This is a genomic window from Candidatus Eisenbacteria bacterium (assembly GCA_026388185.1).
GTDB lineage: Bacteria > Eisenbacteria > RBG-16-71-46 > JAFGJU01 > JAFGJU01 > JAPLKG01.
In genome coordinates this window covers 141,390-166,029 of record JAPLKG010000002.1, presented here as the reverse complement: position 1 = coordinate 166,029, position 24,640 = coordinate 141,390, and the positions used below count along the sequence as shown (strand labels likewise).

Sequence of the window (24,640 nt, the reverse complement as noted above, 5' to 3'; positions counted from 1 at the left end):
CCCGACCCGATATGCTGGACGGAAGTCCCTGTTTCCGTGGGCAATCTTTCCCGCCAGAGGAACAGGTGGCACAGGGGTCTCATTCAATCTCTCACCCGCAACATGGGGATGCTCTTCAATCCGAGGTACGGAAGCGTCGGCGTCGTGGGTATGCCGTATTATTTCTTCTTCGAGATGCTCGGGCCTCTGGTCGAGCTCATCGGATATTTCCTCATTCCTCTCGCTTATTTTCTTGGAATCCTCTCGACTGCCTACCTGATAACGTTTCTTCTTCTGGCAGTGGCCGCAGGCACGCTCCTTTCCACGCTGGCCGTGCTTCTGGAGGAGGCAAGCTTCGGTCTCTACAGGGAGTGGGGCGACTTTGCTCGCCTGATGTCGCTTGCCATGTTTGAGAACTTCGGCTATCGCCAGCTTACACTCCTCTTCAGAGTCAAGGCGACGTTTGACTTCCTGCTCGGTAAGAGAGACTGGGGAAAGACCAAGAGAGAAAACACGGATTAGCGGAGTATTGACACGTCCTTCCTGAGTCTGCTATCCTTCCGGTTGCTCAAGTTGCGTCTAAGGGGTTAGTCTGGTAAGGATAGTGAACAAGTCTAGACACCTTCTCATTATCACTGCCACGTTTTTCTTCTCGAGCCTCGGCTTGGCGCCGGGTGCTTTGGGTGATGGGTTCGAACCTCCATCGGGGTTGGTCTCTCGCGACACGCGCGGAGACGGAGGCGGAAGCATCACGCTCACCTGGGAGCGCTCGCCCTCCGACGTCCAACAAGGAGCTCAAAGAACCAAGATAACGTACGAGATTTTTCGCTCGGTAAGTCGCGACACCGGCTTTTCGCTCGTCGGCAGCGTGCCCGCCGGAACGACGGCGTACGTGGACGCAGATTCGGGCCAGGATCATAGAGTCGAAAACAACAGAAACTATTTCTACAGGGTGAGACTCACCGACGGCCTTGCCTATTCTGCCGCGGCCCTCACGGGACCCGTGTCCGCGAGATCCAACTGGTTTGATCCAGCCAGAGCCAACATCCTCATCGTGATTGTCGTGTTTTTCATCTTGATCTTTATCTATATTAGAAGGGCAAGCAGGGGAGCCTCGCTTTTCGTGAGAAAGATTGCCGGTTTGGATGCAATTGAGGAGGCCGTCGGAAGAGCCACCGAGATGGGTAAACCCGTTCTCTACGTGCCGGGAATCGACGACGTCAACAACATCCAGACGATTTACAGCATGGTGATTTTGGGCAACGTGGCAAAGCTCGTGGCAAGGTACGGGACTCCTCTCATCGTGCCGGTGTGCAGAGCGTTCGTCGTCCCCCTGGCCGAGGAGACCGTAAAGCAGGGCTATCTGGACGCCGGACATCCCGAGGCTTACAATCCCAACAACATCCGTTATCTTTCCGACGAGCAATTCGCATTCACGGCCGGCGTGGACGGCATAATGATGAGAGAGAAGCCGGCGGCCAACCTGTTCCTGGGTTCTTTCTTTGCGGAATCGCTCATTCTGGCCGAGACCGGCTTCAGTACGGGCGCCATCCAGATCGCCGGCACGGCCAACATACATCAGCTTCCGTTCTTCGTGGTCGCGTGCGACTACACGCTCATAGGCGAAGAGTTCTTTGCCGCGACTGCCTATCTTTCCGGAGATCCCAAGCTGGTGGGAACGCTCAAGGGTTCGGATTGGATGAAAATTCTCCTCATGCTGGCGTTGGTCACGGGAGCCCTCCTGGAGACATTCGGCGTGACGAGTTTCACTCGGTGGTTTACGGCTCAGTGAGAGGGGACCGCGAAATCGGGAACGTTATAGGCACACAGATCGAATCGAGTCTCCGGACCGTGTGGGTTGTGACCGCGCGATGAGACTCAGTCGCCGGAAAGAGTGATGGAAGAGGTAGAAAGTTGAAACGCGAAGTTCCGTTGATAATCACCGCCATTTTCGGATGCTTCATGGTCATAGACTTTTTCGTCCCCCATCCCCTGGTGTCGAGCATTGGGGAAACGCTCCAGCAGTGGGCGATCATAGTGGTCGCGTTCGCGTACGTGCTCGGAGTCGCGAACATCGCTCGCATCAGCGGGCAGAAGATATCGAGACGCTCGAGAGATTGGTTCTATCAGTTTCCTTTGCTCGCGGGTCTGGTCTTCATGCTGACCGTCGGCGTGGTGTGGGGCGTGGGCGAACGGACCTTGTTCAACGATTTCTACCTCTACGCATATTCCCCCATGCAGGGGACGATGTTCTCGTTGCTCGCGTTTTTCATAGCGTCTGCCGCGTTCAGGGCATTCCGCCTGAGGAGTTTCGAGGCGGCACTGCTCGCGATAGCCGCAATAATCGTCATGCTGGGAAGGGTACCCGTGGGAACGCTCATGTGGGACAAGCTCCCGGTCGTTTCCGACTGGATCATGAACGTGCCGCAAATGGCCGCCAAGCGGGCGATCATGATAGGGGCTGCGCTTGGTGCAATATCGACTGGTCTAAAGATAATTCTGGGCATTGAACGAAACTATCTCGGCGGCGAGTAGCGGGAGTGCATTGCTGTGAGGAGTCGTAGAACCGGAGGATCGCGGCGATAGATGGAAAGATTTGACAGAAGATACATATTCTTGGTCATTTTCCTAATAGTCTTGTTTCCTCTGCTTATGCCGCTGGGGCTGCCTATTAGGGTGAGCAAAGAAGTGAGTGGCGCCTACGAGGCGATTGATAAGATTCCTCCGGGCTCCAAGATATATTTTGCCTGCGACTACGACCCCGGCTCGATGCCCGAGCTACATCCAATGACAATGGCCATTCTCTATCACCTCTTTTCCCACGACGTCAAGGTGGTCGGTGCGTGTCTCTGGCCCGGCGGGCCGCCGCTGCTCGAGGACGCTTTCAACAAGGTGGCCGTGCAGAAATTCGGGAAGAAGTACGGCGTTGATTTTGTGAACCTCGGCTACAAAGAGGGTCGCGAAGTGGTGATGGTGAGCCTCGGAAGGGACATTCCCGCGACCTTCCCGGCGGATTTCTACGGAACCCCGGTGGGTCAGTTACCCGTGATGAGGGGTGTGCGCAGCCTGAACGACCTCGACATGATAGTGAACATTTCTGCCGGTTATCCGGGCACGAAAGAGTGGGTGCAGCAGGTCCAGTCGAGATATCATATAACGCTCGCTGCCGGTTGCACGGCCGTGAGTGCGCCCGAGTACTACCCGTACTATCAGTCGGGTCAGCTGGTGGGTCTGTTGGGCGGGCTTGCTGGAGCCGCCGAATATGAGAAGCTTGTGGGTGTCCCCGGCACTGCCACCAGGGGAATGGATGCTCAATCACTGGGGCACCTTGCCATCATCGTATTCATTGTGCTCGGCAACGTCATGTATCTTTACCTCAAGAAGACGGGAAGACTAACGAGGAGGTAGCGGTTTGCTTCCACTCCCTGTTCTAACTACGATGGCGGCTGTGCTCACTATCGCGGTCTTCACCTTTCTGTACAAGGACAATCCTTTTTACAAGTTCGCCGAGCACGTTTTCGTCGGCATAGCGGCCGGATACGTGGTTGCCATAGAGTATCAAAATGTTTTTCTTCCCAACCTCTGGAGACCTCTCACGGCCGGCCAGTACGTGCTCATAATTCCCTTCATTCTCGGCGTGCTGATGTTCTCCAGGTTTACGAATCGCTTCAATTGGCTGAGCAGGTGGGCCATCGGGCTCATGGTGGGCACGTTCTCCGGGCTCGCGATCATTGGCTTTGCCCAGGGGGACCTCGTGGCGCAGATTCAAGCAAACATGCTTCCGTTGCACGCGCACTCACTGATCGACACGTTCAGTAATTGCATAATCGTTTTGGGGCTGCTGGTGAGTCTCGTCTATTTCTTTTTCTCGAAGGAACACAAAGGAGTTCTGGGTGCCTCTGCCAGATTAGGAATATGGTTTCTCATGGTATCGTTTGGAGCTTCCTACGGCTTCACGGTCATGGCCAGAATCTCTCTTCTCGTGGGAAGACTGCTTTTCTTGCTGATGGACTGGCCGGCCTCGTTCGGCATCCAGTTTGTGCACTGATCGCTTTCTGCTCACCGTTCAAGACTCCGCTTCAAAACACTCGGTGTCAGTGTTCGTTCGTGGTTCCTGCCGGTGTGGGACCGGTCGCGCCGCGTAACGGTCACACCCGAGAGGTGAGGTTCCGTGATGACGCCGCGGCTTAGATACATACTGTCGGGCGCTATTGACGGGTTCACGAACATGGCCGTGGACGAAGTGTTGCTGGGGGAATGTGAGAGGGGAGTGATTGACGGAGCGTTGCGAGTGTATGGGTGGGCGCCTCCTGCCGTTTCACTGGGCTACGCTCAGTCGATTGATCTCGTTGACCCGGTAAGGTGCAGAGAGCTCGGCATAGACTTGGTGAAAAGGATTACGGGCGGTGGCGCGGTCCTGCATTGGGAAGAGGTCACCTACTGTCTTGTCCTCAGGAAGGAGGCGTTGCCGGCGCTAAAATGGCCCAGGCAGTTTGCGAGGCTCACGGGTACGGCTCTGTGCGAGGCTCTGAGGTCGCTCGGTGTGGAGGCCTCGCTTTCACCGGCCGCGGAGCCGAGGGGCGCAAACGGCGTCCGATCTTCTCGGGGCTCGCCGGTCGAGGGTCGGGCCACCCCGAACGGCATCCGGTCCTCCGGGGTCGCCAGGTCGTCGCTTTGCTTCAGTTCGGGAACGGAAAACGAGGTGACGGTCGGAGGACGTAAGCTCGCGGGTTGTGCGCACAAGTTCACGAGGGAGGCCTTTTTCTCCCACGGCTCGACGATGACCGGTGCCGCTCACATTCGGATAGTAGAGGTCGTGGGAGAGAGGGCGTCAGGTATGAGCGCGTCCATGTTGAGGGAGAGGAGCGTCTGTCTGTCGGACCTCCTCCCGAGTGTGCCCTGCCTTGAGATCGTGGGGCGTGAGCTCAAGAGGGGAGTCGAGACGAGCTTCGGGCTTTCACTCGTAGAGGGACGACTCTCACGCCACGAAGAGGAATCGGCCGGCGCGCTCTCTCTAGCAAAGAGACAGGACAGAGAGGGTGCGAAGGGTGTTGTTGGCCAGGTGAGGTTCTCAGTATGAGGCTCTTTTTCTTGGCTCTCTTCTCCGTGGGGATGGCGTTCGTGGAGTCCGCCGTGGTGGTCTACTTGCGCGCGCTCTTCTACCCCGAGGGATTCTCGGTCTCTCTCACGTCCTTCCCGCGGTTCTACTATGCAACTGAGATTTGGAGGGAAGCTGCGACAATCGTGATGCTCTGTTCCGTGGCGCTTCTTTCGGCAAGAAAGGGCTGGTGGGATCGGCTCGCCTATTTCCTCTGGTGCTTTGGAATCTGGGACATCTTCTACTACGTGTGGCTGTACGCGCTCATTGCGTGGCCGCCGTCCCTCCTTAGCGCGGACGTTTTGTTCCTCATCCCCGTCCCGTGGGTGGCTCCCGTCATCGTACCCGTTGTGATTTCCTGGGCGATGATCGTTGCGGCAATAGCGATCCTCCGGGGGAAAACGAGGACTTTGAGAGATGGAATCCGGCGAGAAGCATGAATCGATGGCGGACTCTGTTCGCCCCGACGAGGAGACGACCGAACTTCTCCTGCGGCCGCTTTTTGCGCTGGCCATAGTTCTTGAATGTTTCGTCCTGCTTCAGGTTCTCGCGGTGCTTTTCTCTTTCCTTCTCGGGGTTTCCTACGCCCTCGTGCCGGCGTTCGTCGTGGGAGGCATTCTTCCTGTGCTGGTCCTTACACGGTGGATGACGGGGTCGGCACGATCCTTTCTTAGACTCTTGCCCGTTCGTCCGCTCCCTCTGGTTTTCTCCGTCGGGGCTTCTTTCAGTTTTATCATTCTTCAGTACAACGTGGCGGGTCTAATAGAGAAGTTCTTTCCGATGCCCGTTTGGATTCAGGACTTTCTCATCGAGATAACGCGTGTGCGAAGTCTCTCACAATTTGTGATAGTGGCAAGTGGCGTTGTGATCGCCGCGGCCGTGGCTGAGGAGCTTCTCTTTAGAGGCCTGCTTCAGGGTTCGCTGGAAAAGCGATACGGTCGATGGCGAGGAATATTGCTCACGTCTTTGCTCTTTGCCTTCCTCCACGACCCGTGGCGGTTTTTTCCAATACTGTTCTTAGGGGGACTCTTCGGATTTCTCGTGTCGAGGGGGCACAGCATCTACTACGGAATGATCGCTCACGCCATAACGAACGCGACCAGCGTCGCGGGGGGTAACCTCTTCGGCATCGAAGGTGGAAAGGAGATTTCACTGCCCCTCAGCTTCGTTGTTCTTATGGCGGTCGTTTTTCTGGTCTCAATCGCGGGGTTCGTTCGCTCCACCGAGAGAGAGGAACCGGCCGGCGCGCCGCTGCCGGTTTTGGGGGAATCTCCCACACGGGTGGGGAATAACTCGCAACACTCCGACTCCTTGTGACGAGGGGTCGCCGTCTTCCTGTCCTGTGTCTCGGCTACTTTCCTGCAACGCTCAAAGATCCTCCCGCAATCTACTGAATGTCAAGAGATTAGGATCGTTGCCAAGAAGCCACCGGAGGGCCAGTTTCGCTCGACGCTTCACCGCGTCGTGGCATGCCAATTGCTCTTAACTATCTATAGAAAAACGAGAGCAATTGGGTTCCCTGCTGTGCCCGTGCTTGTCCCGGTGGAGGGCTGATCCCCCAGAATCTGAAGATGCAGTTTATCTTTACCAGGCACACGGCATTACGGTGGGGAACCTTTTTTTGGGGGCGGTGTGCGCGAGAAGACTGTGGGATGGGGACGAAGCAGGATGGGGGAAAGGGACTTCGCGCAGGGATGCAGGTTGCAATTGGACCGCTATCAAAACGAGAATGCGCCGGGCACCGGCGACCTTCCGGGGTGAAGGCGCACCGTTCTAACGCTCCGTAACGGCGACTCCTCGACGGCGGAAAACAGGTCCGTCACTTCTTCCCATGGTGGTGTTTCCTCTCAACCAAATTGTAGCACTGGTCGTGAAGTAGTGTCCCGGTTTATTGCTTGACCACTACGGGTCCATGATGGTAATTTCCGCGGACGACGCGCACGACTAAAAAGGAGACCGAATGAGTACGGAGCAGTTTCGTCCCTTCGTTTCGGCAGAGAGGAGAATCCCCGAGTTCACAGTTCAGGCCGTGGTGCTGGGCCTGGCACTGGGCCTCATCATGACGGCGGCAAACGTGTATCTGGGTCTCTACGCTGGAATGACTGTTTCTGCGAGTATCCCGGCTGCGGTGATCTCCATGGGAATACTCAAGGGAATAATGAAGAGGGGAACGATTCTCGAAAACAACATGGTGCAGACCATCGCTTCGGCAGGGGAGTCGCTGGCTGCGGGGGCGATCTTCACCATTCCGGCCCTCGTGATAGCGGGTGTGTGGACGAATTTCAAGTTCTGGCCGGTGACGCTGATTGCGATGTTCGGAGGCGTTCTCGGCGTGGTCTTCATGATACCGCTACGAAGGCCTCTCATAGTCGAGCGGAGCGGGCTTCCTTATCCCGAGGGTGTCGCCTGCGCCGAGGTGCTGGAAGTGGGAGAGACGAAGGGCTCAGGGGTCTTGTACGTTTTCTCTGCGATAGGTCTGAGCGTCGTCTTCAAGTTCCTGGTCTCGGCGTATTCCGTCATAAAGGGAACCGTGCAGGCCGCCTGGAGTGTGGGTCAGACAGCGTTCTACGCCGGTTGCGACATGTCGGTCGCCCTTCTAGGCGTGGGTTTCATAATCGGGCCGAATGTCTCTGCGCTGGTTTTCTTGGGCGGCGCCATTGCGTGGGTAGCAGGCATTCCAATTCTCGTGGCTCACCAAGGCACAGGCGGTGGAGATCTCCTCGAGGGTCTGAATAGTCTGTGGGAGAGCCAGATAAGATACATGGGCGTTGGCGCCATGGTTGTGGGTGGAATCACATCGATCATCGAAGTAAGGCATGGGATAATGAGCGGACTCCGACACACCGTCCTGGGCTACTCGGGTTCGGGTTCATCTGAGCTCCTCCTCCGCACGGAACAGGACATGAAGAGCAAACTACTTGTCAGCATAGCTCTCGCTGCCATTGTCCCCACCTTCTTTCTGTACGGTCAGTTGACCGGCAGCGGGAGTATCGCCGTTGTAGCGGGCATAGCCATGGTTGTTGCAGGCTTCTTCTTCGTGGCCGTTTCGAGCTACATCGTCGGTCTGGTCGGAAGCTCGAACAATCCTGTTTCCGGAATGGCGATATGCACGGTTCTCTTTGCAACCGGAATGCTTCTCCTTTTGGGAATGCGTGGGGCGGGCGGTATTGTGGGGGCGTTGGGCGTGGCCGGAGTCGTGTGCTGCGCTACGTGCACTGCCGGCGACATCTCCCAGGATCTGAAGACAGGCTACTTGGTGGGCGCCACGCCGTGGAAGCAGCAGGTGGGTGAAATCATAGGTGTCATCTTGCCCGCGTTCATAATCGCTCCGATTCTGACGGTCCTTCACTCGGCTCACGGAATCGGCGTCGCCGTGAGAGAGGGTGTGCCTGCGTTGCGCGCGCCTCAGGCGACTCTCTTCGCCAGCATCACGAAGACCATGTTCAGCGGCCAATCACTCCCGTGGACGATGGTCTCGATAGGCGCGGGCATCGGCCTCCTCCTGGTGATCGTTGACGCCTTCCTCAAGAAGGCGAACTCGCCCTTCAGAACATACGTGATGCCGGTGGCGGTGGGCATCTACCTTCCCTTCAGCCTTTCCGTACCGATCCTCTTCGGCGGCCTTCTGAATCTCGTTGTGTTTAGGCTGCTGAGAAAGAGGGGAGAGGGCGAGCAGAAGCGGGCACTTCACAACGGCGTTCTCTTCAGCTCCGGGTTGATCGCGGGCGAGTCCATAACGGGCGTGATTGTGGCTCTCCTGATATTCCTCAAATTGAAGCTCCCGAGGACGCTCATCGATAGTAATCTGCTCTCACTGATTCTGTTCGCGGGCTCGATGGCTGCTCTTTTTTGGATAGCGATGAGGGAGCGCGGCAAGACGGCCTAGAGGCTTCCGTCAAGACAAGAGAGGATAGCTCTCGACCGGGTGTCCTCTCTCTAAGGGCCTGGCCGAGGGGATGTCTCTTGGGGCGAGAGAGGCCTCAAGTGACCGTTCCACAAGTAGCCAAAGGCGAGAAACCCGTTGTACTCGGGGGTCAGCTCCTCTGCGAAGGCCACGGTGTCCACCTGGGGAAAGAATAGCCTCACACCAAGTCCCTCGGCCACGGCAGAACGCAAGTTCGTGTCCCAGTAGGAACCTCCCATGACAAGCCAGCGATTCTCCGCCATTCTTCCCTTCGTTATCTCCCTGAGGGGACTTATCAGAACGAGCTTCGTTCCCCGGGAGAGTTCGACGTCTCGCAGGTCGCCGATGAGATTCCCTGCCACAATTGCCCGGTCGAAGACGGAATCCTTTCTCCTGTCGCTGTTCGAGACGGTGGCGCTTTCGGTCTTTGACATCAAGAGCGCGGAATTCACGACGAAAAACACAATTATGCACACCGAGGCAAGAGTCTCGCCTGAACTCTTCCTGAGCCACCGGGCAAGCACTACCCCGACTGCCGGACACAGACCGGCGAGAGGGACGTAAAGGTAGTAGTGATAGGGGTGGTTCGTGAGGGGGATCACGGGAAGCAGCATGAGAAGGAACCAGGATACGCCGTACGCACTTTTCACTCTGTGTGCGCCGCGCCGACCAAGCAGGAGCAGGAACAAGACGACGCCGAGAAGTAGCCAAACAAGCGCGCGTTTGTCGAGAACGTTGAATTGAAAGTGGCGCCACCCCTCAAAAACGTTGAAGGTCCACTTGAAGTACGTCTGAAGGCAGGTGAGCAACTCAGGTCCCAGGGATGTTGCATACGCTGCCCCTCCCGGCGAAGGGGCTTCCTTCGTCCCGAAGGCGTTGGAGACGACTTGCTTTATCCCGAAGACGTCGGCGAAGTAGAATAGGGCTCCGTAGACCACGGCCACCAGTGCCAGGGCCAGGAGAACAGGGAGCGCCCTCCTGATTCTTACCCCCCTCGCGGCAAAAATGAAGATGGCAAGCACAGGAAAGGCGATGGTCGTTTCCTTTGAAAGTAGCGAGGCGGCAAAAAGAATGCAAACAATGGGAATCGCGGCCGGGGCCTCGGGTTTCCTGGCCCTCAGCAGGTAGAGCGATGCCGACAAGACAAAGAGGCAACTGAGAATCTCTCCTATCGACGAGATTGCATAGATCGGAAAATAGAGCGCCGGGTGCACGACGAACAGTATTGCCGCCACCAGCGAGGCCATTCTGCCGGCGGAGAACGCTCTGGCGAGAAGAAAGACGAGAGCACCGTTTGCCATGTGCAGCAAGAGAGAGGCCACGTGAAAGGCGACTGGATTGAGGCCGAATAGCGAGCCTGCGGCGCGGAAGTAGACGAAGCTTGAGAGAATTCTCCAGAAGGTCTTCGGCGCCTCTCCGGCAATCCAGAGGCTCGTGAAGTCATCCTGTGCGAAGAAATAGTGCGTCGCCCTGTGGTAGACGAGTAGCGTCGCCGCGGCAATCGTGCCGAAGCAGAGCGCGTCCCTCAAGAGCTCCGCCGTCCTGGGATGTCTCTTGGAGAAACGACGTCCTCTCTCCTGATCGCGTCTCTTTGCGGAATGGCTCTTCGTCTTGGTCATCGTGAGCCTCTCTAAGAACTGACAGGAGGGGAGTGGGCTCGCTGTTCCAGCCAAGAAGAGAGGCGCCGGACCACTCGCCGGCGCCTCACCGGACACTTCTCTTCAGGTGGCAGACCTCACAAGCCTATTTCTGCGGCTTGGCAAAGATTGCGAAGTCCACTTTCGGGTTCACTTTCACTTCCGACACGACGGTGGAGGACACCGGTTTTGTTCCAGCCTTTTGGACGGAGGCGAAGTTCACCTTCAACCCATCGACGTCCCTGAAATCGGAGTAGGTCTCGGTCAATTCCGCGGGTCCTTCCATCGTGTTTCCTCTCTTCATGCTGCCGACAATGGTGTAGTCATTGGCATCCACGTAGAGGTGCTGCGTCGCTCCCTCTCCAAGAGTGATGAGGATATCGAGGACCTTGCGGCCGTCGAGATCGCTCTCTCCAACGTACTGAACGTCGAGGTGCCCGCCCACGAAGGCCTTGAACAAAGTGATGGTCTCAAACTGAATCTGCTTCTTGAGCTCGGCGACTTGGCTGCCCTGAAGCTCTACCATGCCTTGAGGCGTCCTCATCCATCCCTTGTCCTTGTCGAGGACCTGAACGATGGCTCCCATCGGGGTTTGCATGTCCAGGCGCAACCTGTCCGGATAGACCATTGTGAGATCCATGTCCATGCCGATGTCACCGCCGGGGGTGGACATCGTGGCCTTGAAGACGGTACGAATGGACTCTACTGAGAGAACTCTCTCGGCCCCTCCGGTCGCGGCCAGTGCCTTTGTCATTATCTCCTGAGCCCTGTTGGCGGAGGCTTCGGTGGGCTTCGGAAGCTCTTCCTTCAGCTGTGGGATCGTTATGTCAATTGTGCTGACCGCGCCGAACGAAGAAAGAGGTTTGTCGAACCTCGAGGCGTCGCCCACGGCCAGGATGGTCAGCTTGTCCGGATAGAGGCGCGCCTTGGCGACTCTCAAGACATCTTGCTTCGTGAGCTTCTCGATGGCGGCCCTGGTCTTCTGGAGGAAATCCTGCGGATAGCCATAGTATTCGTACGTCATGAGGCGTCCCACGATCTTTCCAACAGAGTCGAACTGAAACGCGAAGGAGTTGAGATAGGCGTCCTTGGCGGTCTGGAGTTCCCGGTCGGTGACCTCGGACTCGGTGATTTTCTTTACTTCGTCCATCATTGTGGCAAGGGCCTCGTGAGTCGAGGCGAATTTCGTGGATGCGAATGCATAGAACGGTCCGGGGTGGTCATAGTCCGCCATGAGACCACCGCCGGCGGCGTACGCCAGCCCCTTTTCCGTTCTCACCTTGGTAAATATCCTGGACGACCATCCGCTTCCGAGGATCTCGCACATGATGTAGAAGGCGGGATAGTCCGGGTCGTCCAGTCTCATGCACATGTGGCCGAGCAGGACGAAGCTCTGCTCTATGTCCGTCTTCTGGATGTAGTTGACCGAGGGCTTGCAGGTGAGATCCACCTTTTGAACAGAGGGATAGTCGATCTTGGCCGAATTCCAGGTCGCAAAGGCCCTCTCTATTTTCTTCTTCATGTCCGATGCCTTGAAGTCACCCCAGACGCCGAGAATAACCGCGTTGGGATGGAAGTAATGCGAGTGGAATTCGACGAGGTCGTTCCTCGAGAGCTTTTCTACGTCCGCGTACTCGTATTGTCTTGCGTAAGGGGACGTGGCCCCGTAGAGAAGCTTGAAGTACTCACGGATCAATATGCTCATCGGCTCGTCGTTGCGCCTGGCAATGCCGCTGTTCATGTGCGTCTTGGCAAGGTCGATCTTGTCCTGCCTGAAAGCGGGATGCATCAGAATCTCGGCAAAGATGTTGAGCACGGCGTCAGTGTTCTCAACCAGGCAGTTTGCCTCCAGTTTTGCAGACGTTTTGTCGACTAAGCCCTCGACCGATGCCCCAACGGATTCGAGCATCTCGTCGAGCTCATCGCCGGTCTTGAAAGTCGTGCCCCCCGTCCTCCAAACCTCGCTGAAAAGCTCGGAGAGTCCGGCGCGTCCCTGGGACTCGTAGACGGTCCCCGCTTTCACAAGAGCATTCAGGTGGACGATTGGAAGCTCGTGATTTTCCACGAGCATGAGCGTCATCCCGTTCTTCAGCGTCAGTCTCTCGACCTTCGGTATCTTTATTTCGTGCAATCTCGGGTACTGCAGTTGGGTCAAATCGGCGGGCTCTGCGGCCGCCACGAGATTTGACAGGAAAGCGACAAGCAGGACGGCGCCCGCCACGCTCAGCACCTTCATTCTCTGTGACATAGCCAACTCCTTTCGACAAACGACATCAACGAACGACGAGCGAAGTATCCCGGTTCGCAGTGGGAGCGATCTATTCGCTCTCCGGCTTCACTATTTGGGCGACGGTGGCATTCTTGAGCGACAAGTATTCTCTTGCCACTCGCTGTACGTCCTCGGCGGTCACCTTGTCTATCAGATCGAGCCTCTTGAACATCTCTCGCCAGGAACCGTTCAGGTTGTCGAACTCTGTGAGATTCATGGCAAGACCCATGTTGCTGTCCATGGAGTTTACGAATTCCGATCTCTTCCTGGCTTTGACTGACTTGAGCTCGTCTGCGGGCACGGGCTCTTTCCTGAGGCGATCGATCTCCTCCATGATCGCCGTTTCATTCTCTGCGGTTGTCTTGTCCTTGTTGGGAAGAGCGAACACTATGAGCAGGCCCGGATACTTGTCTCCCATCGTCTCGCAGGCCGTGACAAGAGCGAGCTTCTCCTCTTTCACCAACCTCTTGTAAAGTCTGGAAGTTCTGCCCTGTCCCAGAATGGTGGTGATGACCTCGAACGCCGCGTTGTCCGGGTTCGCTCTCTCCGGCTTGTGGTAGGCGATGGCCAACAGAGGTTGGGCCTTGTCTTCAATGGCGACCCTCTTGATTCCTCTCTGAGGCGGCTCAACGGTCTCGACGGGAGTTGGTTTGGTCCCGGCGGGGATCTGCGAGAGATACTTTTCGAGAATGGGCATCGCGGTCGCGGGGTCTATGTCGCCCACGACGCACATGGTCAGGTTGCTGCCGCAGTAGTACCTGCTGAACCAATCCATGGCTTCGGGCCGGGTGATCGACTCGAGGTCGGACATGTGGCCTATGACGAGCACGTGATACGGATGCGCCTTGTACGCTGCTGCAAAGAGCTCCTCGAATATCTTGCCTGACGGCGAACTCTCGAACGCCATCCTTCTCTCTTCTCTGATGACGGACGTCTCCTTGTAGAATTCTCTCAGCACTGGATGGGAGAACCTGTCGGCCTCAAGTGCTGCCCAGAGCTCGAGCTTGTTGGAAGGGAGGGAGTAGTGGTAGACCGTCTGATCGAGCGACGTGAAAGCATTCAGGCCAACCCCGCCGGATTTCTCCACTATCTCACCGACCTGGTTGGGTATTACATACTGTTCCGCCTCTTCCTGGGCCTTGTTGAAAGCTTCCTCGAGTTCCTTCAGTTTTTCGGTCGAGCCAAAACGACTCTTGTCTCTCTCGGCTTTGACGGCGAGAAAGGCAGCGTCCACCTTCTTCAGGGCTTCATTTTCCTTTGCGTAGTCTTTTGTGCCTATTTTCTCGGTGCCCTTGAATGCTATGTGCTCAAAAATGTGGGCCATCCCGGTAATTCCCGTGATCTCGTTGACGGAACCGACGTCGGCGTACGTCACCATGGAGATCACCGGAGCCACGGATCTGGGCAATATGATGACCTTTATGCCGTTCGGCAGGACCTTCTCCACGACGTTCTTCTCTAAGTCCTTGTACGTCGCTGCCGTGAGGGAGGTGGCCAGGGCTGTCAGGGCAACCACGACAAGAACGGTGAGAAGGGAATAGAGCTTTCGCTTCGAGCAAACCATGAGACTCCTCCTTTTGGGAAAGGGCAACTGCAATGACCCCCCGAGTGTCTCGGAGGGCAAGAGCAGCACGGGCTTCGCCTCGTCATGTGGTCGGTCGAGAAGCCTTGTCGGCCCCCGCACCCGACCAAAACTCAATAACAATATCCACTTCGACCGGGCGCCGTCAAGAGTTTCTTTGCTGCCCACGCTGCTTTCCGGAGCTTGCGCTCTCTCTTTAAGCGTTGACGCGCACGAGCTTTCACACTAGAATATGCAGCAGACAATCATGCACGACCATCCTCGGGTGGGGCTGTAGCTCAGTTGGGAGAGTACTTGACTGGCAGTCAAGGGGTCACGGGTTCGATCCCCGTCAGCTCCACCAAATCGCAGCCTCAAAAGATGCCCGTCGTATTCTCTTGCCATTTGCCTTTCGCGCTTCTATGATGTTACGTTCTGGCCGAGCGTTCGCTGGCAACAGTTGATTCGTGTCTGCTTTCGGCTGTTTCGTCCCGGGACGCGGGAAGCCCGCAACGGAAGGGACGAACAAGGGTAAGAGGTGACCCATATGGTTCTAGCATTCTTGCCTAAATCTTCCAATTTCTTTGACCTCTTCGACAAGCAAGCGGATTATGCCGTGGCTGCCGGCGCCCTCCTCAAAGAGATCACTTCGACTGGAACGGCGAATCAAGAGGCGGTCCAGAGCATGCATGAGATTGAGCGTCAGGCGGACGAGGTCACGCACGCCATTCTTGAGCAGTTGAACAAGACCTTTATCACGCCGTTCGACCGAGAGGACATTCACGCCTTGGCGAAGGAGTTGGACGACGTCATCGACATGATCTACACGATTGTGAATCGCCTCGCGGTTTACAAGCTCGCGGGCGTCAACAAGCATCTCGTGGAGTTTGCCGAGGTGATATGCGACTCGGTCCGCTCCGTGTCCTGCGCGGTCAAGGGATTGCGTAATCTCAAACACCACAAGTCCGTCTCGGAAGCCTGCGTCGAGGTCAACAGGCTTGAAAACGTCGGCGACGCGATGAGGGATACCGTGCTCGAAGAGCTCTTCGAGACTGAAAAGGACCCCATCTTCGTGATCAAGTGGAAAGAAATCTACGAGGATTCAGAAACGGTCCTCGATATCTGCGAGGACGTTGTCCACGTGGTGCAGTCCATACTCGTGAAACAAGCCTGACCTATGACGTTAAGCATTGTCTTGCTGATAGGGCTCGCGCTTACCTTCGATTTTCTGAACGGCTTTCACGATTCCGCCAATTCCATCGCCACCGTCGTTTCGACGCGTGTGCTCTCGCCGCGCTACGCGGTCGTCTGGGCCGCCTTTTTCAATTTTGTCGCCTTCCTCTTCCTCGGGCTGCACGTCGCCAACACGATGGGCAAGGGAATCATCGACATATCCATCGTGGACCAGCGCATCATATTCGGCGCGCTCGTGGGCGCCTGCGGTTGGAATCTCATCACGTGGTATTTCGGCCTGCCCACGAGTTCCTCGCACGCGCTCATCGGCGGAATGATGGGCGCCGCGTTGGTGAAGGCTGGGCCCGGTGCGCTCGTACTGCGCGGCATCTTGAAGACCGTGATATTCATATTCGTCTCCCCGATTGCGGGATTGGTTTTCGGGCTCGGGCTGGGCACTGCCGTCTACTGGATATTTCGGCGAAGCAGCCCGCGGAAGGTAGACCACATTTTCCGAAAGGGACAACTGGTGTCGGCGGCGCTCTACAGCCTGGGACACGGCGGCAACGACGCGCAGAAGACGATGGGCATCATCGCAAGTCTTCTCTTCAGCGCGGGACTGCTCGGCGACAAGTTTCACATCCCGTTCTGGAACGTGATTGCGTGCCATGCCGCCATTGCGCTGGGGACCATGTTTGGCGGATGGCGCATAGTCAAGACGATGGGACAGAAGGTGGCCAAACTCAGACCCGTGGATGGATTCTGCGCCGAGTCGGGCGCGGCCATCATGTTGTTCACGGCTTCGATGTTTGGGATACCGGTGAGCACCACACACACGATTACCGGCGCCATCATGGGAGTGGGTTCGCTGAAGCGGTTGAGCGCGGTGCGATGGGGAGTGGCCGGGCGAATCGTCTGGGCCTGGCTTTTAACGATTCCGTGCTCTGCGGCCATAGCCGCTTTGGCCTACACCCTTGCCGGCCGATGACGTCGAGAAGGCGGGACGCAGCTTTGCGGTCCTCGTTGTTCCTACGAATCCAGCGCTTTGATGAACAGGAGCGAGCGGGTTCTCCACGCCTTCGAGAGGGCGACCTGCCCCTCGGCATCGGCGATCTGACTGCCGTTGGAGTCGGCGTAGCCCAGGAAGAAGTTTACGAGAGAGAGCCTCAGGTAGTTTAGCGACTTGCCGACCGCCATGTCCTTTCTGGCGATAAGCGCGGCCTCGCTGACCGGCTGAGAGATCGTCCTGGCGTCCACGGGGTAACCCAGCTTCTTCCATTGCGAGTACAGCCTGTCGGTTCTCTCGAAGAGAGAACTCACGCCGTCCAGAAACTCCTGCGTGGTCATGAGATTCTGATTGAGCTTGTCTCTCAGATCGTCGACTTGCTCCGCAATGATCTGCTGCTGCTTCAAGACGCTTTCGTACCATCTCGGGCTCACGTTTCGCGTCTCGCTCGAATCGCTGGGGTTTGCGGTATCGAGATTGGCGACGGCGGTTGCCTGGGTCCCGCGCGTCCTTTCCGGCGCCGGCAACCCGACGTTCGGAGAAAGAAGCAGCATCAGTAGTAGCGAAAGGATACACGTGAGGAAGGGTGGCACGGCAGAGCGTGCGTGTTTCATGGGAGCCACCTCCTTGTCCCTAGGATTGTTTTCTCCTCAATGCCTATCCTCTTTAGTGTTCGGCAACTTTCACGCTCCTCTTTAGTCCGGAGAGCTCCGGAAGCGATGCCCGAGGACAGGTCGCGTGAGCGCGCCACTCACGAGGTTCACTCTTCCCATCTCTCGCAAGTGTGAGATAACGATTGACATAGCGTATCTGGCTGCCTAGACTCTTGGCGTATTGAAGCCTTGTACGTTGCGACGCAAATGGAATCGTTGTTCTCGACGGAACTTAGAATGAGGAGGACATCTGATGTCTCTGGGAAGCAAGCAATTGCAACCATGTGATGATTTGTTCGTCGTCGCCGTGCGCGTTGTGCGCGTGTTCCTGTTCCTCTGGGTCTTTGCTGCTTGCGTGCCGGCGCTCTCTTACCGCGATTGCCCGGCCGCCGTCTCGTACACCGTCGAGACACTCGGCAAGGGTGCCGCGGGAGCGCTCGTGCCGGTCACCAAGGTGACCTACTCGAACGGTCTCGTTGCTCTCATCAAGGAGTCGCACGCTTGTCCGATAGTGACCGTAGACGCCTGGTGTCACACCGGGTCTGCATGTGAGAAAGAAGGCGTCGGTGGTATCTCACACTTCTTTGAGCACATGTTCTTCAAAGGAACTCCGAAGCACCCGGCCGGGGAGATGGACAAGATCGTGAAAGGACTCGGCGGCCTCAACAATGCCGGGACTTCCATAGAATATACTCACTACTACGTGACCGTGCCGAGCGAGAATTACCTGGTCGGCGTCGATGTCCTGTCGGACGCCCTGATCAATTCCGTTTTCGATGCGGACGAGCTGGCGCGCGAGAGGGAAGTGGTGAAGGCCGAGATAAGGCGCAAGGAGGATTCGCCTGCAAGTCTCGTGTTCGTCGTGTTTCAGAAGCAATTCGGAACCGGCACTCCGTACGAAAGACCGGTGCTCGGGACGTTCGAGACTTTGAACGCGATTGACTCTCGGGCGTTCCTCGACTATCTGGCGGAGAAATACACGACCGGAAACATCGTCGTGGTCGTGGCGGGGGACGTGAAGACCGCCGAGATCGCGAAGGCCATCGGCGAATACTTCGAGCCCATGAAGCAGGGAGAGGGTCCTTTCCCCGATTTCGAGGTACAGGAGCTCACGACCGACAAAGTGGGCATAGAGCGGAAGGACGTGAAGCAGGGCTACATGATGCTTGGATTCGTCACGCAGGGTCTCAAGAATCCCCGCGAGTACTTTCCGCTCGAAGTGACCGCGGCGATATTGAGCGAGGGCAAGAGTTCGCGGCTCTACCAGTCACTCGTCGAGAATAAGCGACTCGCCACTTCCGTCTCAGCGTGGTCTTGGCCCCTCACGAACGCGGGCGTCTTCGGTTTTGACGCAACCTTTGAGCCGGGCAAAGAAGATAGCCTGAAGGCGGCTCTTCTGGAGGAGTTGAAGGCCCTGGCAACGGCGGGCCCTTCTCCCGAGGAAGTTGAGAAGGCCAAGGCTCTCCTCAAGACGTCCTTCGCCTTCTCAACGGAAACCACCGACGGCCGAGCTTCGATGTTGGGCGAAGGGCACACAAAAGGTCTGCTCGATGACTTTCTGCACTATCGAGAGAGGGTGGATTCGGTCAGAGCCTCTGACGTTCAGGAGATAGTCAGGAAATACACTTCAGACAAACATCACGCCCTTGCCATGATTCTCCCGGAAGAAGGCGTGGAGGAGTCGAAGTAAGAGCGGAGGAAGCGGAGTGAGAAACGGAGGAATGAGCATGCTCGGGAAGTCGGCGTTGTTAGGTCTTGTGATTGCCCTTTTATGTTCCGCGAGTCTTTTCGTCACCGCGGGCGTCGAGGCCGCGGGCGGGACAAAGCTCACCGCCGGCGTCACTAAGACGGTGCTGGCGAACGGAGTCACGATTCTTGTCAAGGAGTCGAAGGCCAACGACGTCGTTGCGGTGCAGTTGGGTCTGGGGATGGGAGCAAAGTTCGAAAGCGACAAGGAGGCCGGAATTTCCAGGCTTCTTCAGCAATCCTTGCTCAAGGGCACGAAGACGAGGACGGCGGAGCAGATAGCGAACGAGATAGAGTCCGTGGGCGGGAGAATAAATGCGGGAAACACGAAGGAAGTGGGATACATACAGCTGACGTGCACGACCGAAGGCCTGGAGAAAATCCTGGACGTGTTCTTCGACGTGATCTTGAATCCGACGTTCCCCGCCGAAGAGGTGAACAAGGAGAAGAATCTCCAGATACGCAGGATAAGGGAAAGAAAAGACCAGTTGCTCGCGAGCACCGTGGACCTGGCGCAGGAGGTTCTCTACGGGTCCCATCCGTTCCACAAGCCTGGAGAAGGCTACGAGGAGACCGTGGAAACGCTGGGAAGGGAGCAAGTCCTGGAGGCCTACGAGCGCTTCTACAGACCCGAGAACATGGTCATAGCGGCCGTGGGGAATCTCGATTCGAAGAGATTCGTAAAGGAGGTCGGGAAGAGGCTAAAGACACTGAAGAGCGCGGGCAAGAGGCTAACGGTCGAATTGCCAGCGGTCACGCTTACTGAATCCAGAACGAAACTGGCGCGCAAGGAAAGCTCGTCGGCGTGGATAGTCATTGCATATCCGGCACCCGGTCCTTCACAGAGCAATTATCTGGCCACGCAGGTTCTCGACTCCGCGCTTGGCGGCTCGATGCATTCGAGGCTCTTCACGGAGCTCAGGGACAAGAAGGGGCTCGGGTATCAGGTGGGCTCCTTCTACGCAGGCTATTCGCGAGACGCGTTCGTCGGAGCGTACATCGGAACGAAACCCGACAAGTTCGAAGTTGCCAGAGACGGCGTTCTGGAAGAAGTGGGCAAGGTGCGCGCTGATGGGATAACGGACGACGAGCTTGTCAGTACGAAGAAGTACCTGAGAGGGATGTACATCATAAACATGGAGTCGAACGCAAGCCAGGCCGGCAACCTCGCTACGAACGAGTGCATCGGGGTGGGATACGACTTCGCCGACCGTTATCTAGACGGTATAGGGAAAGTCACGAAAGACGAGGTGTTGAAGGCGGCCAAGACGAATTTTGATTCTTACGCCCTCGGAAGCATTCTTCCGGAAGCCGGCCCCGCTGAAGGCGGAGCGACAGAGGGAATGGAGCAGAAATAGTGGCGGCGGATCACGAGAGACTCACGAGTAGAAAGGCGATCGCCCTTCTTTCCGGGGGACTGGACAGTACGCTGGCCGTCAGTCTAATAGTGCAGCAGGGCATAGAAGTCATTGCACTGAACTTCGTGACGCCCTTCTGTCGATGCTCGAAGAGGGGCTGTCGCAGCGAGGCGGTGAAGGCCTCCGAGAAGCTCGACGTTGAGCTGAGAGTCGAATACCTTGGCGAGGAATACCTGGCCGTCGTCAGGAATCCCAGGCACGGTTACGGCAAGAACATGAACCCTTGCGTGGACTGTCGCATCCTGATTTTCTCGAAGGCGAGGAAAGTCATGGAAGAGGAGGGTGCTTCTTTCGTTTTTACCGGCGAAGTCCTCGGAGAGCGGCCGATGTCCCAGCGTCGAGATTCCATGCGCGTAATAGAGAAGGAGTCCGGCTTGGTGGGCCGACTGCTCAGACCCTTGAGCGCGCAGCTCTTTCCTCCTATTCTTGCAGAGGAAGAAGGCGTGGTCGACAGATCAAAGCTGCTCGCGATCAGCGGGAGGTCCAGGAAGCCGCAGATGAGACTCGCTGAGGCGATGAGCGTCACGGAGTATCCGTGCCCCGCCGGGGGCTGCCTGCTCACGGATCCGGTTTATGCGAGAAAGGTCAGAGACCTTGTAGAACGCCGTGAGTTCACCATGGAGAACGTGGAGCTTCTAAGAATCGGCAGGCACTTCAGGCTCGATGACTCTGCAAAACTCATCGTGGGCAGGGACCAGGAAGAAAACGGAAGACTCGAATCCCTCGCGGGGGACGGGGACGTCATACTCTCGACGTTTCCACTGCCGGGACCGGTGGCCCTCTTGCGAAACGGAAGCAACGGCTCGATCGAACTCTCGGCCATGATTTGCGTGGCCCACAGCGACGTCAGAAAGGAGAACGAAGTGCCGGTGAGCTGGCGAAGAGTTCTGGACGGCGACACCGGTATCTTTAGAGTCTCCGCCATTGCAGCCAACATGCTTGAGCATTATAGGATATGCTAGGAGAATAGCAGCGTGTCGCCAGCCTTCGTGATCTTGAGCCTTCCTGTCTTTCTCTTTTCAATCGTCGTGCACGAGAGTGCCCACGGTGTCGCCGCGCTGGTCAACGGTGACAGGACCGCGAAGGACGCGGGGAGGATCACGCTCAATCCACTCCCGCACATCGATCTTTTCGGGAGCATCATCGTTCCGTTCTTCTTCCTCCTGGCCCAGGGTTTTCAGCCTACGGTGCTCATAGGTTGGGCCAAGCCCGTTCCCGTCAATCCGTACAACTTCAGGAAGGGAAACAGAAGTGAGCTTGAGGTTTCACTGGCGGGACCTTTCTCCAACCTCGCGCTTGCGTTTGTGTTTGCTCTGGCCTCCAGGTTCCTCCCGGCATGGGATCGGGGAGCCGAGCCGTTGTTGGCGCTCAAGTGGATGATGCTCTACGGCATGCATATAAACTGCCTTCTTGCGGTGTTCAACCTCATTCCCATTCCTCCGCTGGACGGTTCGCACGTTCTCGCGGCTCTTCTGCCGCCCAACGCGGCGTTCTATTACAGAAGGATCTCCGGCTACGGGATGTGGATACTCATCGGCGTGCTCATGTTCGCTCCCTTGAGGACGATACTTCTGTCTGTTCCAGTGACGTTGTTGGAGAGATTCTTTATGCTTGTGGCAGGTCCATACTTGACAATGTGGACAATGTGAGGCGTACGGCGAGGAACAATCACGGTGTGCGCGCTCCGAAGTGACGGGCAGCTGGAGCGCAAGCAACGTGTAGAGAGGTGTAGAAACGGATGGCGAAAGGGAAAATCCTGAGTGGGATGCGTCCCACCGGAAGACTCCATCTGGGGCATTACGTAGGCGCGCTCGAGAACTGGGTCAAACTCCAGAACGAGTATCAGAGTTTTCACATGGTGGCCGATTGGCATGCTCTCACGACGGCGTACGAGAAGACGGATAGAATCAAGGAAGACACGATGGAGATGGTGGCCGATTGGATCAGCGCCGGAATAGACCCGGAGAAAGCCGTGATTTTTGTGCAGTCAAAGGTGAAGGAGCACGCGGAGCTTCACCTGCTTTTTTCCATGCTGGTCACAAAAGCGCGTCTCGAGAGAAACCCCACGATCAAAGAGGTCATCAGGGATCTTCACCTCGGTTCAAACGTGTCGTACGGGTTGCTCGGCTATCCAGTGCTTCAGGCCTCGGACATCTTGATGTACAAGGCCGACCTCGTGCCGGTAGGCGAGGACCAGGTGGCGCACGTGGAGCTGACCCGGGAGATTGCGAGGCGCTTCAATTCTCTCTACGGGGACGTCTTTCCGGAGCCGCAGCCAAAGCTCACGTTCTTTGCCAGACTTCCGGGTCTCGACGGAAAAAGAATGAGCAAGTCGGTCGGCAACACGATCGACCTCGCGGATGATCCCGAAGCGATCATGAAGAAGGTGCGAACGGCCGTGACCGACCCCAAGAAGATCAGGCGCGGCGATGAGGGACATCCGGACGTTTGCGCGATCTTCACCTATCAGAAGAGTTTCAACGCCGCCCGGAAGGACGAGATCGAGAAAGACTGCCGCTCGGGGAGCCTCGGCTGCGTGGCCTGCAAGGAGAACGTCGCCCGCAAACTGGCCGACGTGCTTGCTCCCTTGCGGGAGAGGCGGGCGCGTCTCATGTCCGAGCGTCATTTGATCGAGGACATAATGGAGGCGGGAAGCGACAGGGCGCGGGCCATCGCCAGGGAGACCATGCACGACGTGCGCACGGCCATGAAGTTGTGGGACTAGATGTCGACACCGTATCACATAAAGCTTGAGAAATTCGAGGGTCCGCTCGACCTTCTGCTTCATCTCATCAAGATCGAAGAGATCGACATATACGACATCCCGATTGCGCACATCACGCTTCAGTACCTCTCGTACATAGAGCTGATGGAGATGCTCGATCTCGACGTTGCGGGTGAGTTTCTTGTGATGGCCGCCACTCTCATGCGCATCAAGGCGAGGATGCTTCTTCCTGCGAGTCCCGTCGAGGAGGAAGAAGCACAGGGAGACCCTCGCGAGGAATTGGTGAGGAGACTGCTTGAATACAAGAGATTCAAGGAGGCGGCGCAAACTCTGAGGGAACGAGAGGATCAGAGGCGACACGTCTTTGAGAGAGGATTCTCCGAGATAGCCTCCGAGAATGGCGAGGTCCTCCTGGAGGAGTCCACGCTCTTTGACCTGATGGGCGCCCTGAGACAGGCGCTCGCACGGGTCAGCGAAGCGCCCGTGCATGAAGTCGAAACGGAAAAGCTGGACGTGGTCCGGAAAATTGCCGAGATCTCGCAACTACTGAAGGCAAAGGGCAGGGTGCGCTTCTCTGAATTGCTGGAGCAATGTGAGACGCGCCTCGAGATAATAGGGACTTTCATAAGCATCCTCGAACTCGTGCGCACCGGTCGCGCCGGCGCGGTGCAACGACTCCTATTCGGTGACATCTGGATCTATTCATTGGAGGGAGGAGAGGCGCGGGGAGAGGGAGAGCCGGCAGGGGAGACGAGATCGCTGGAGGAAGGCGAATCGCCGGCAGAAGAAGAACCGTTGGAAGAAGGAGAACCCCACTAGAGGGGAGAAAAAGTGGAACAGGAGAAATTGAGACTGGTTATCGAGGCATTGCTTTTTGCTAGCGATTCACCTCTGGCGGTGAAGGAGATGCAAGAGCTTCTTGAGTCTGTTCCGAAGGACAGCATCCTCAAGGCCGTGGAAGAGCTTTCTCGTGACTACGACACGAAGCCGAACGCCGTCAAGATAATGCAGGTCGCCGGGGGATTCCAAGTGTGCACGAGGGAAGAATACTCTCCCTGGCTCGAGAAGCTCAAGAGAAGCAGGCGCTCGACGCGTCTTTCCCGGGCGGCCCTCGAGACCGCGGCCATAATCGCGTACAAGCAACCGGTGACTAAAGCCGTGATAGAAGAGATAAGGGGGGTGGACTCGACCGGGACGCTGCACACTCTCCTCGAACGGGGGCTGGTGACGATAAAGGGGCGGGCGCCCGGAGCGGGAAGGCCGTTACTTTACGGAACGACGAGACAGTTTCTCCTCCACTTCGGCCTCAACGAGCTTGATGAACTTCCGAAACTCTCCGAGCTCAAGGAGATCCTTGACGAAAAGGAATCCGCCGGCGCCGAGGAAAATGCAGGCACGGAGCCTCAATAGATTTCTCGCCTGCTTCCCTGGGGAGAACACTTCGCCGGGAAGGCTTGACCTCAAGACCGAG

General features: G+C 57.0%; 22 protein-coding genes and 1 tRNA gene. 19 read left to right on the top strand and 4 right to left on the bottom strand.

What is annotated here, in order from left to right:
- The 9 genes from NTX17_00840 to NTX17_00800 all read left to right on the top strand — a co-directional run.
- On the top strand, positions 1 to 501 hold a 501-nt coding region (locus NTX17_00840; protein ID MCX5799925.1), incomplete at its 5' end, for a glycosyltransferase family 2 protein.
- A gap of 82 nt (positions 502 to 583) precedes the next feature.
- A complete protein-coding gene (locus NTX17_00835) occupies positions 584 to 1,771 on the top strand; it encodes a hypothetical protein (protein MCX5799924.1) in 1,188 nt (395 codons plus the stop codon).
- Positions 1,772 to 1,893: 122 nt separating this feature from the next.
- Positions 1,894 to 2,514, top strand: a complete 621-nt coding sequence (locus NTX17_00830) for a hypothetical protein (protein ID MCX5799923.1) — start codon at positions 1,894 to 1,896, stop codon at positions 2,512 to 2,514.
- A gap of 51 nt (positions 2,515 to 2,565) precedes the next feature.
- Positions 2,566 to 3,387 carry a hypothetical protein gene (locus tag NTX17_00825; GenBank protein MCX5799922.1) on the top strand — a complete coding sequence of 274 codons (822 nt, stop codon included), beginning with the start codon at positions 2,566 to 2,568 and terminating at the stop codon, positions 3,385 to 3,387.
- Between the two features lie 4 nt (positions 3,388 to 3,391).
- Positions 3,392 to 4,027, top strand: coding sequence for a hypothetical protein (locus NTX17_00820; protein ID MCX5799921.1), 636 nt, complete (start codon positions 3,392 to 3,394; stop codon positions 4,025 to 4,027).
- Between the two features lie 126 nt (positions 4,028 to 4,153).
- The gene (locus NTX17_00815) at positions 4,154 to 5,059 is read left to right on the top strand and encodes a hypothetical protein (GenBank protein MCX5799920.1); all 906 of its coding nucleotides are present in this window, start codon (positions 4,154 to 4,156) and stop codon (positions 5,057 to 5,059) included.
- Complete coding sequence (locus NTX17_00810; protein MCX5799919.1) at positions 5,056 to 5,517, top strand: hypothetical protein; 462 nt, start codon at positions 5,056 to 5,058, stop codon at positions 5,515 to 5,517. The genes NTX17_00815 and NTX17_00810 overlap by 4 nt, the downstream gene beginning before the upstream one ends.
- Positions 5,495 to 6,394, top strand: a complete 900-nt coding sequence (locus NTX17_00805) for a type II CAAX endopeptidase family protein (GenBank protein ID MCX5799918.1) — start codon at positions 5,495 to 5,497, stop codon at positions 6,392 to 6,394. The genes NTX17_00810 and NTX17_00805 overlap by 23 nt, the downstream gene beginning before the upstream one ends.
- A gap of 643 nt (positions 6,395 to 7,037) precedes the next feature.
- A complete protein-coding gene (locus tag NTX17_00800; protein MCX5799917.1) occupies positions 7,038 to 8,963 on the top strand; it encodes an oligopeptide transporter, OPT family in 1,926 nt (641 codons plus the stop codon).
- 50 nt (positions 8,964 to 9,013) lie between these two features.
- Here NTX17_00800 and NTX17_00795 read toward each other — a convergent pair whose 3' ends face one another.
- The 3 genes from NTX17_00795 to NTX17_00785 all read right to left on the bottom strand — a co-directional run bounded on the left by NTX17_00795 (position 9,014) and on the right by NTX17_00785 (position 14,451).
- Positions 9,014 to 10,600 carry a glycosyltransferase family 39 protein gene (locus NTX17_00795; protein MCX5799916.1) on the bottom strand — a complete coding sequence of 529 codons (1,587 nt, stop codon included), beginning with the start codon at positions 10,598 to 10,600 and terminating at the stop codon, positions 9,014 to 9,016.
- Between the two features lie 124 nt (positions 10,601 to 10,724).
- Positions 10,725 to 12,866 (bottom strand): pitrilysin family protein, encoded by a 2,142-nt coding sequence (locus NTX17_00790; protein MCX5799915.1) that lies wholly within the window; start codon positions 12,864 to 12,866, stop codon positions 10,725 to 10,727.
- A 70-nt stretch (positions 12,867 to 12,936) separates the two neighbouring features.
- A complete protein-coding gene (locus NTX17_00785; GenBank protein MCX5799914.1) occupies positions 12,937 to 14,451 on the bottom strand; it encodes a pitrilysin family protein in 1,515 nt (504 codons plus the stop codon).
- A gap of 285 nt (positions 14,452 to 14,736) precedes the next feature.
- Here NTX17_00785 and NTX17_00780 point away from each other — a divergent pair.
- From NTX17_00780 to NTX17_00770, 3 genes are all read left to right on the top strand, one after another.
- Positions 14,737 to 14,812 (top strand) — tRNA-Ala (locus NTX17_00780).
- A 183-nt stretch (positions 14,813 to 14,995) separates the two neighbouring features.
- Positions 14,996 to 15,622 carry a DUF47 family protein gene (locus NTX17_00775; protein ID MCX5799913.1) on the top strand — a complete coding sequence of 209 codons (627 nt, stop codon included), beginning with the start codon at positions 14,996 to 14,998 and terminating at the stop codon, positions 15,620 to 15,622.
- A 3-nt stretch (positions 15,623 to 15,625) separates the two neighbouring features.
- Positions 15,626 to 16,609 carry an inorganic phosphate transporter gene (locus NTX17_00770; GenBank protein ID MCX5799912.1) on the top strand — a complete coding sequence of 328 codons (984 nt, stop codon included), beginning with the start codon at positions 15,626 to 15,628 and terminating at the stop codon, positions 16,607 to 16,609.
- A gap of 41 nt (positions 16,610 to 16,650) precedes the next feature.
- Here NTX17_00770 and NTX17_00765 read toward each other — a convergent pair whose 3' ends face one another.
- A complete protein-coding gene (locus NTX17_00765; protein MCX5799911.1) occupies positions 16,651 to 17,241 on the bottom strand; it encodes a hypothetical protein in 591 nt (196 codons plus the stop codon).
- Between the two features lie 292 nt (positions 17,242 to 17,533).
- On the opposite strand from NTX17_00765, the gene NTX17_00760 reads away from it, so the two are divergent.
- From NTX17_00760 to scpB, 7 genes are all read left to right on the top strand, one after another.
- On the top strand, positions 17,534 to 18,970 hold the full coding sequence (locus tag NTX17_00760) for a pitrilysin family protein (GenBank protein ID MCX5799910.1): 1,437 nt from the start codon (positions 17,534 to 17,536) through the stop codon (positions 18,968 to 18,970).
- Positions 18,971 to 18,986: 16 nt separating this feature from the next.
- Positions 18,987 to 20,384 carry a pitrilysin family protein gene (locus NTX17_00755; protein ID MCX5799909.1) on the top strand — a complete coding sequence of 466 codons (1,398 nt, stop codon included), beginning with the start codon at positions 18,987 to 18,989 and terminating at the stop codon, positions 20,382 to 20,384.
- Complete coding sequence (locus tag NTX17_00750) at positions 20,384 to 21,406, top strand: hypothetical protein (protein ID MCX5799908.1); 1,023 nt, start codon at positions 20,384 to 20,386, stop codon at positions 21,404 to 21,406. The genes NTX17_00755 and NTX17_00750 overlap by 1 nt, the downstream gene beginning before the upstream one ends.
- Positions 21,407 to 21,418: 12 nt before the next feature.
- Positions 21,419 to 22,093 carry a site-2 protease family protein gene (locus NTX17_00745; GenBank protein MCX5799907.1) on the top strand — a complete coding sequence of 225 codons (675 nt, stop codon included), beginning with the start codon at positions 21,419 to 21,421 and terminating at the stop codon, positions 22,091 to 22,093.
- Between the two features lie 89 nt (positions 22,094 to 22,182).
- Positions 22,183 to 23,169, top strand: coding sequence for a tryptophan--tRNA ligase (trpS, locus tag NTX17_00740; protein MCX5799906.1), 987 nt, complete (start codon positions 22,183 to 22,185; stop codon positions 23,167 to 23,169).
- On the top strand, positions 23,170 to 23,988 hold the full coding sequence (locus NTX17_00735) for a segregation/condensation protein A (protein ID MCX5799905.1): 819 nt from the start codon (positions 23,170 to 23,172) through the stop codon (positions 23,986 to 23,988).
- 12 nt (positions 23,989 to 24,000) lie between these two features.
- Positions 24,001 to 24,579, top strand: coding sequence for an SMC-Scp complex subunit ScpB (gene scpB, locus NTX17_00730; GenBank protein ID MCX5799904.1), 579 nt, complete (start codon positions 24,001 to 24,003; stop codon positions 24,577 to 24,579).
- The last annotated feature ends 61 nt before the right edge of the window (positions 24,580 to 24,640 follow it).

Excerpts from the sequence above, each read along its gene's own strand:
- NTX17_00765 (MCX5799911.1), bottom strand. The coding sequence starts at position 17,241 with ATGAAACACGCACGCTCTGCCGTGCCACCCTTCCTCACGTGTATCCTT.
- NTX17_00735 (MCX5799905.1), top strand. The coding sequence starts at position 23,170 with ATGTCGACACCGTATCACATAAAGCTTGAGAAATTCGAGGGTCCGCTC.
- NTX17_00825 (MCX5799922.1), top strand. The coding sequence starts at position 2,566 with ATGGAAAGATTTGACAGAAGATACATATTCTTGGTCATTTTCCTAATA.
- NTX17_00800 (MCX5799917.1), top strand. The coding sequence starts at position 7,038 with ATGAGTACGGAGCAGTTTCGTCCCTTCGTTTCGGCAGAGAGGAGAATC.
- NTX17_00785 (MCX5799914.1), bottom strand. The coding sequence starts at position 14,451 with ATGGTTTGCTCGAAGCGAAAGCTCTATTCCCTTCTCACCGTTCTTGTC.
- NTX17_00760 (MCX5799910.1), top strand. The coding sequence starts at position 17,534 with ATGTCTCTGGGAAGCAAGCAATTGCAACCATGTGATGATTTGTTCGTC.
- trpS (MCX5799906.1), top strand. The coding sequence starts at position 22,183 with ATGGCGAAAGGGAAAATCCTGAGTGGGATGCGTCCCACCGGAAGACTC.
- NTX17_00775 (MCX5799913.1), top strand. The coding sequence starts at position 14,996 with ATGGTTCTAGCATTCTTGCCTAAATCTTCCAATTTCTTTGACCTCTTC.
- NTX17_00805 (MCX5799918.1), top strand. The coding sequence starts at position 5,495 with ATGGAATCCGGCGAGAAGCATGAATCGATGGCGGACTCTGTTCGCCCC.
- NTX17_00770 (MCX5799912.1), top strand. The coding sequence starts at position 15,626 with ATGACGTTAAGCATTGTCTTGCTGATAGGGCTCGCGCTTACCTTCGAT.
- NTX17_00815 (MCX5799920.1), top strand. The coding sequence starts at position 4,154 with ATGACGCCGCGGCTTAGATACATACTGTCGGGCGCTATTGACGGGTTC.
- NTX17_00790 (MCX5799915.1), bottom strand. The coding sequence starts at position 12,866 with ATGTCACAGAGAATGAAGGTGCTGAGCGTGGCGGGCGCCGTCCTGCTT.
- NTX17_00810 (MCX5799919.1), top strand. The coding sequence starts at position 5,056 with ATGAGGCTCTTTTTCTTGGCTCTCTTCTCCGTGGGGATGGCGTTCGTG.
- NTX17_00795 (MCX5799916.1), bottom strand. The coding sequence starts at position 10,600 with ATGACCAAGACGAAGAGCCATTCCGCAAAGAGACGCGATCAGGAGAGA.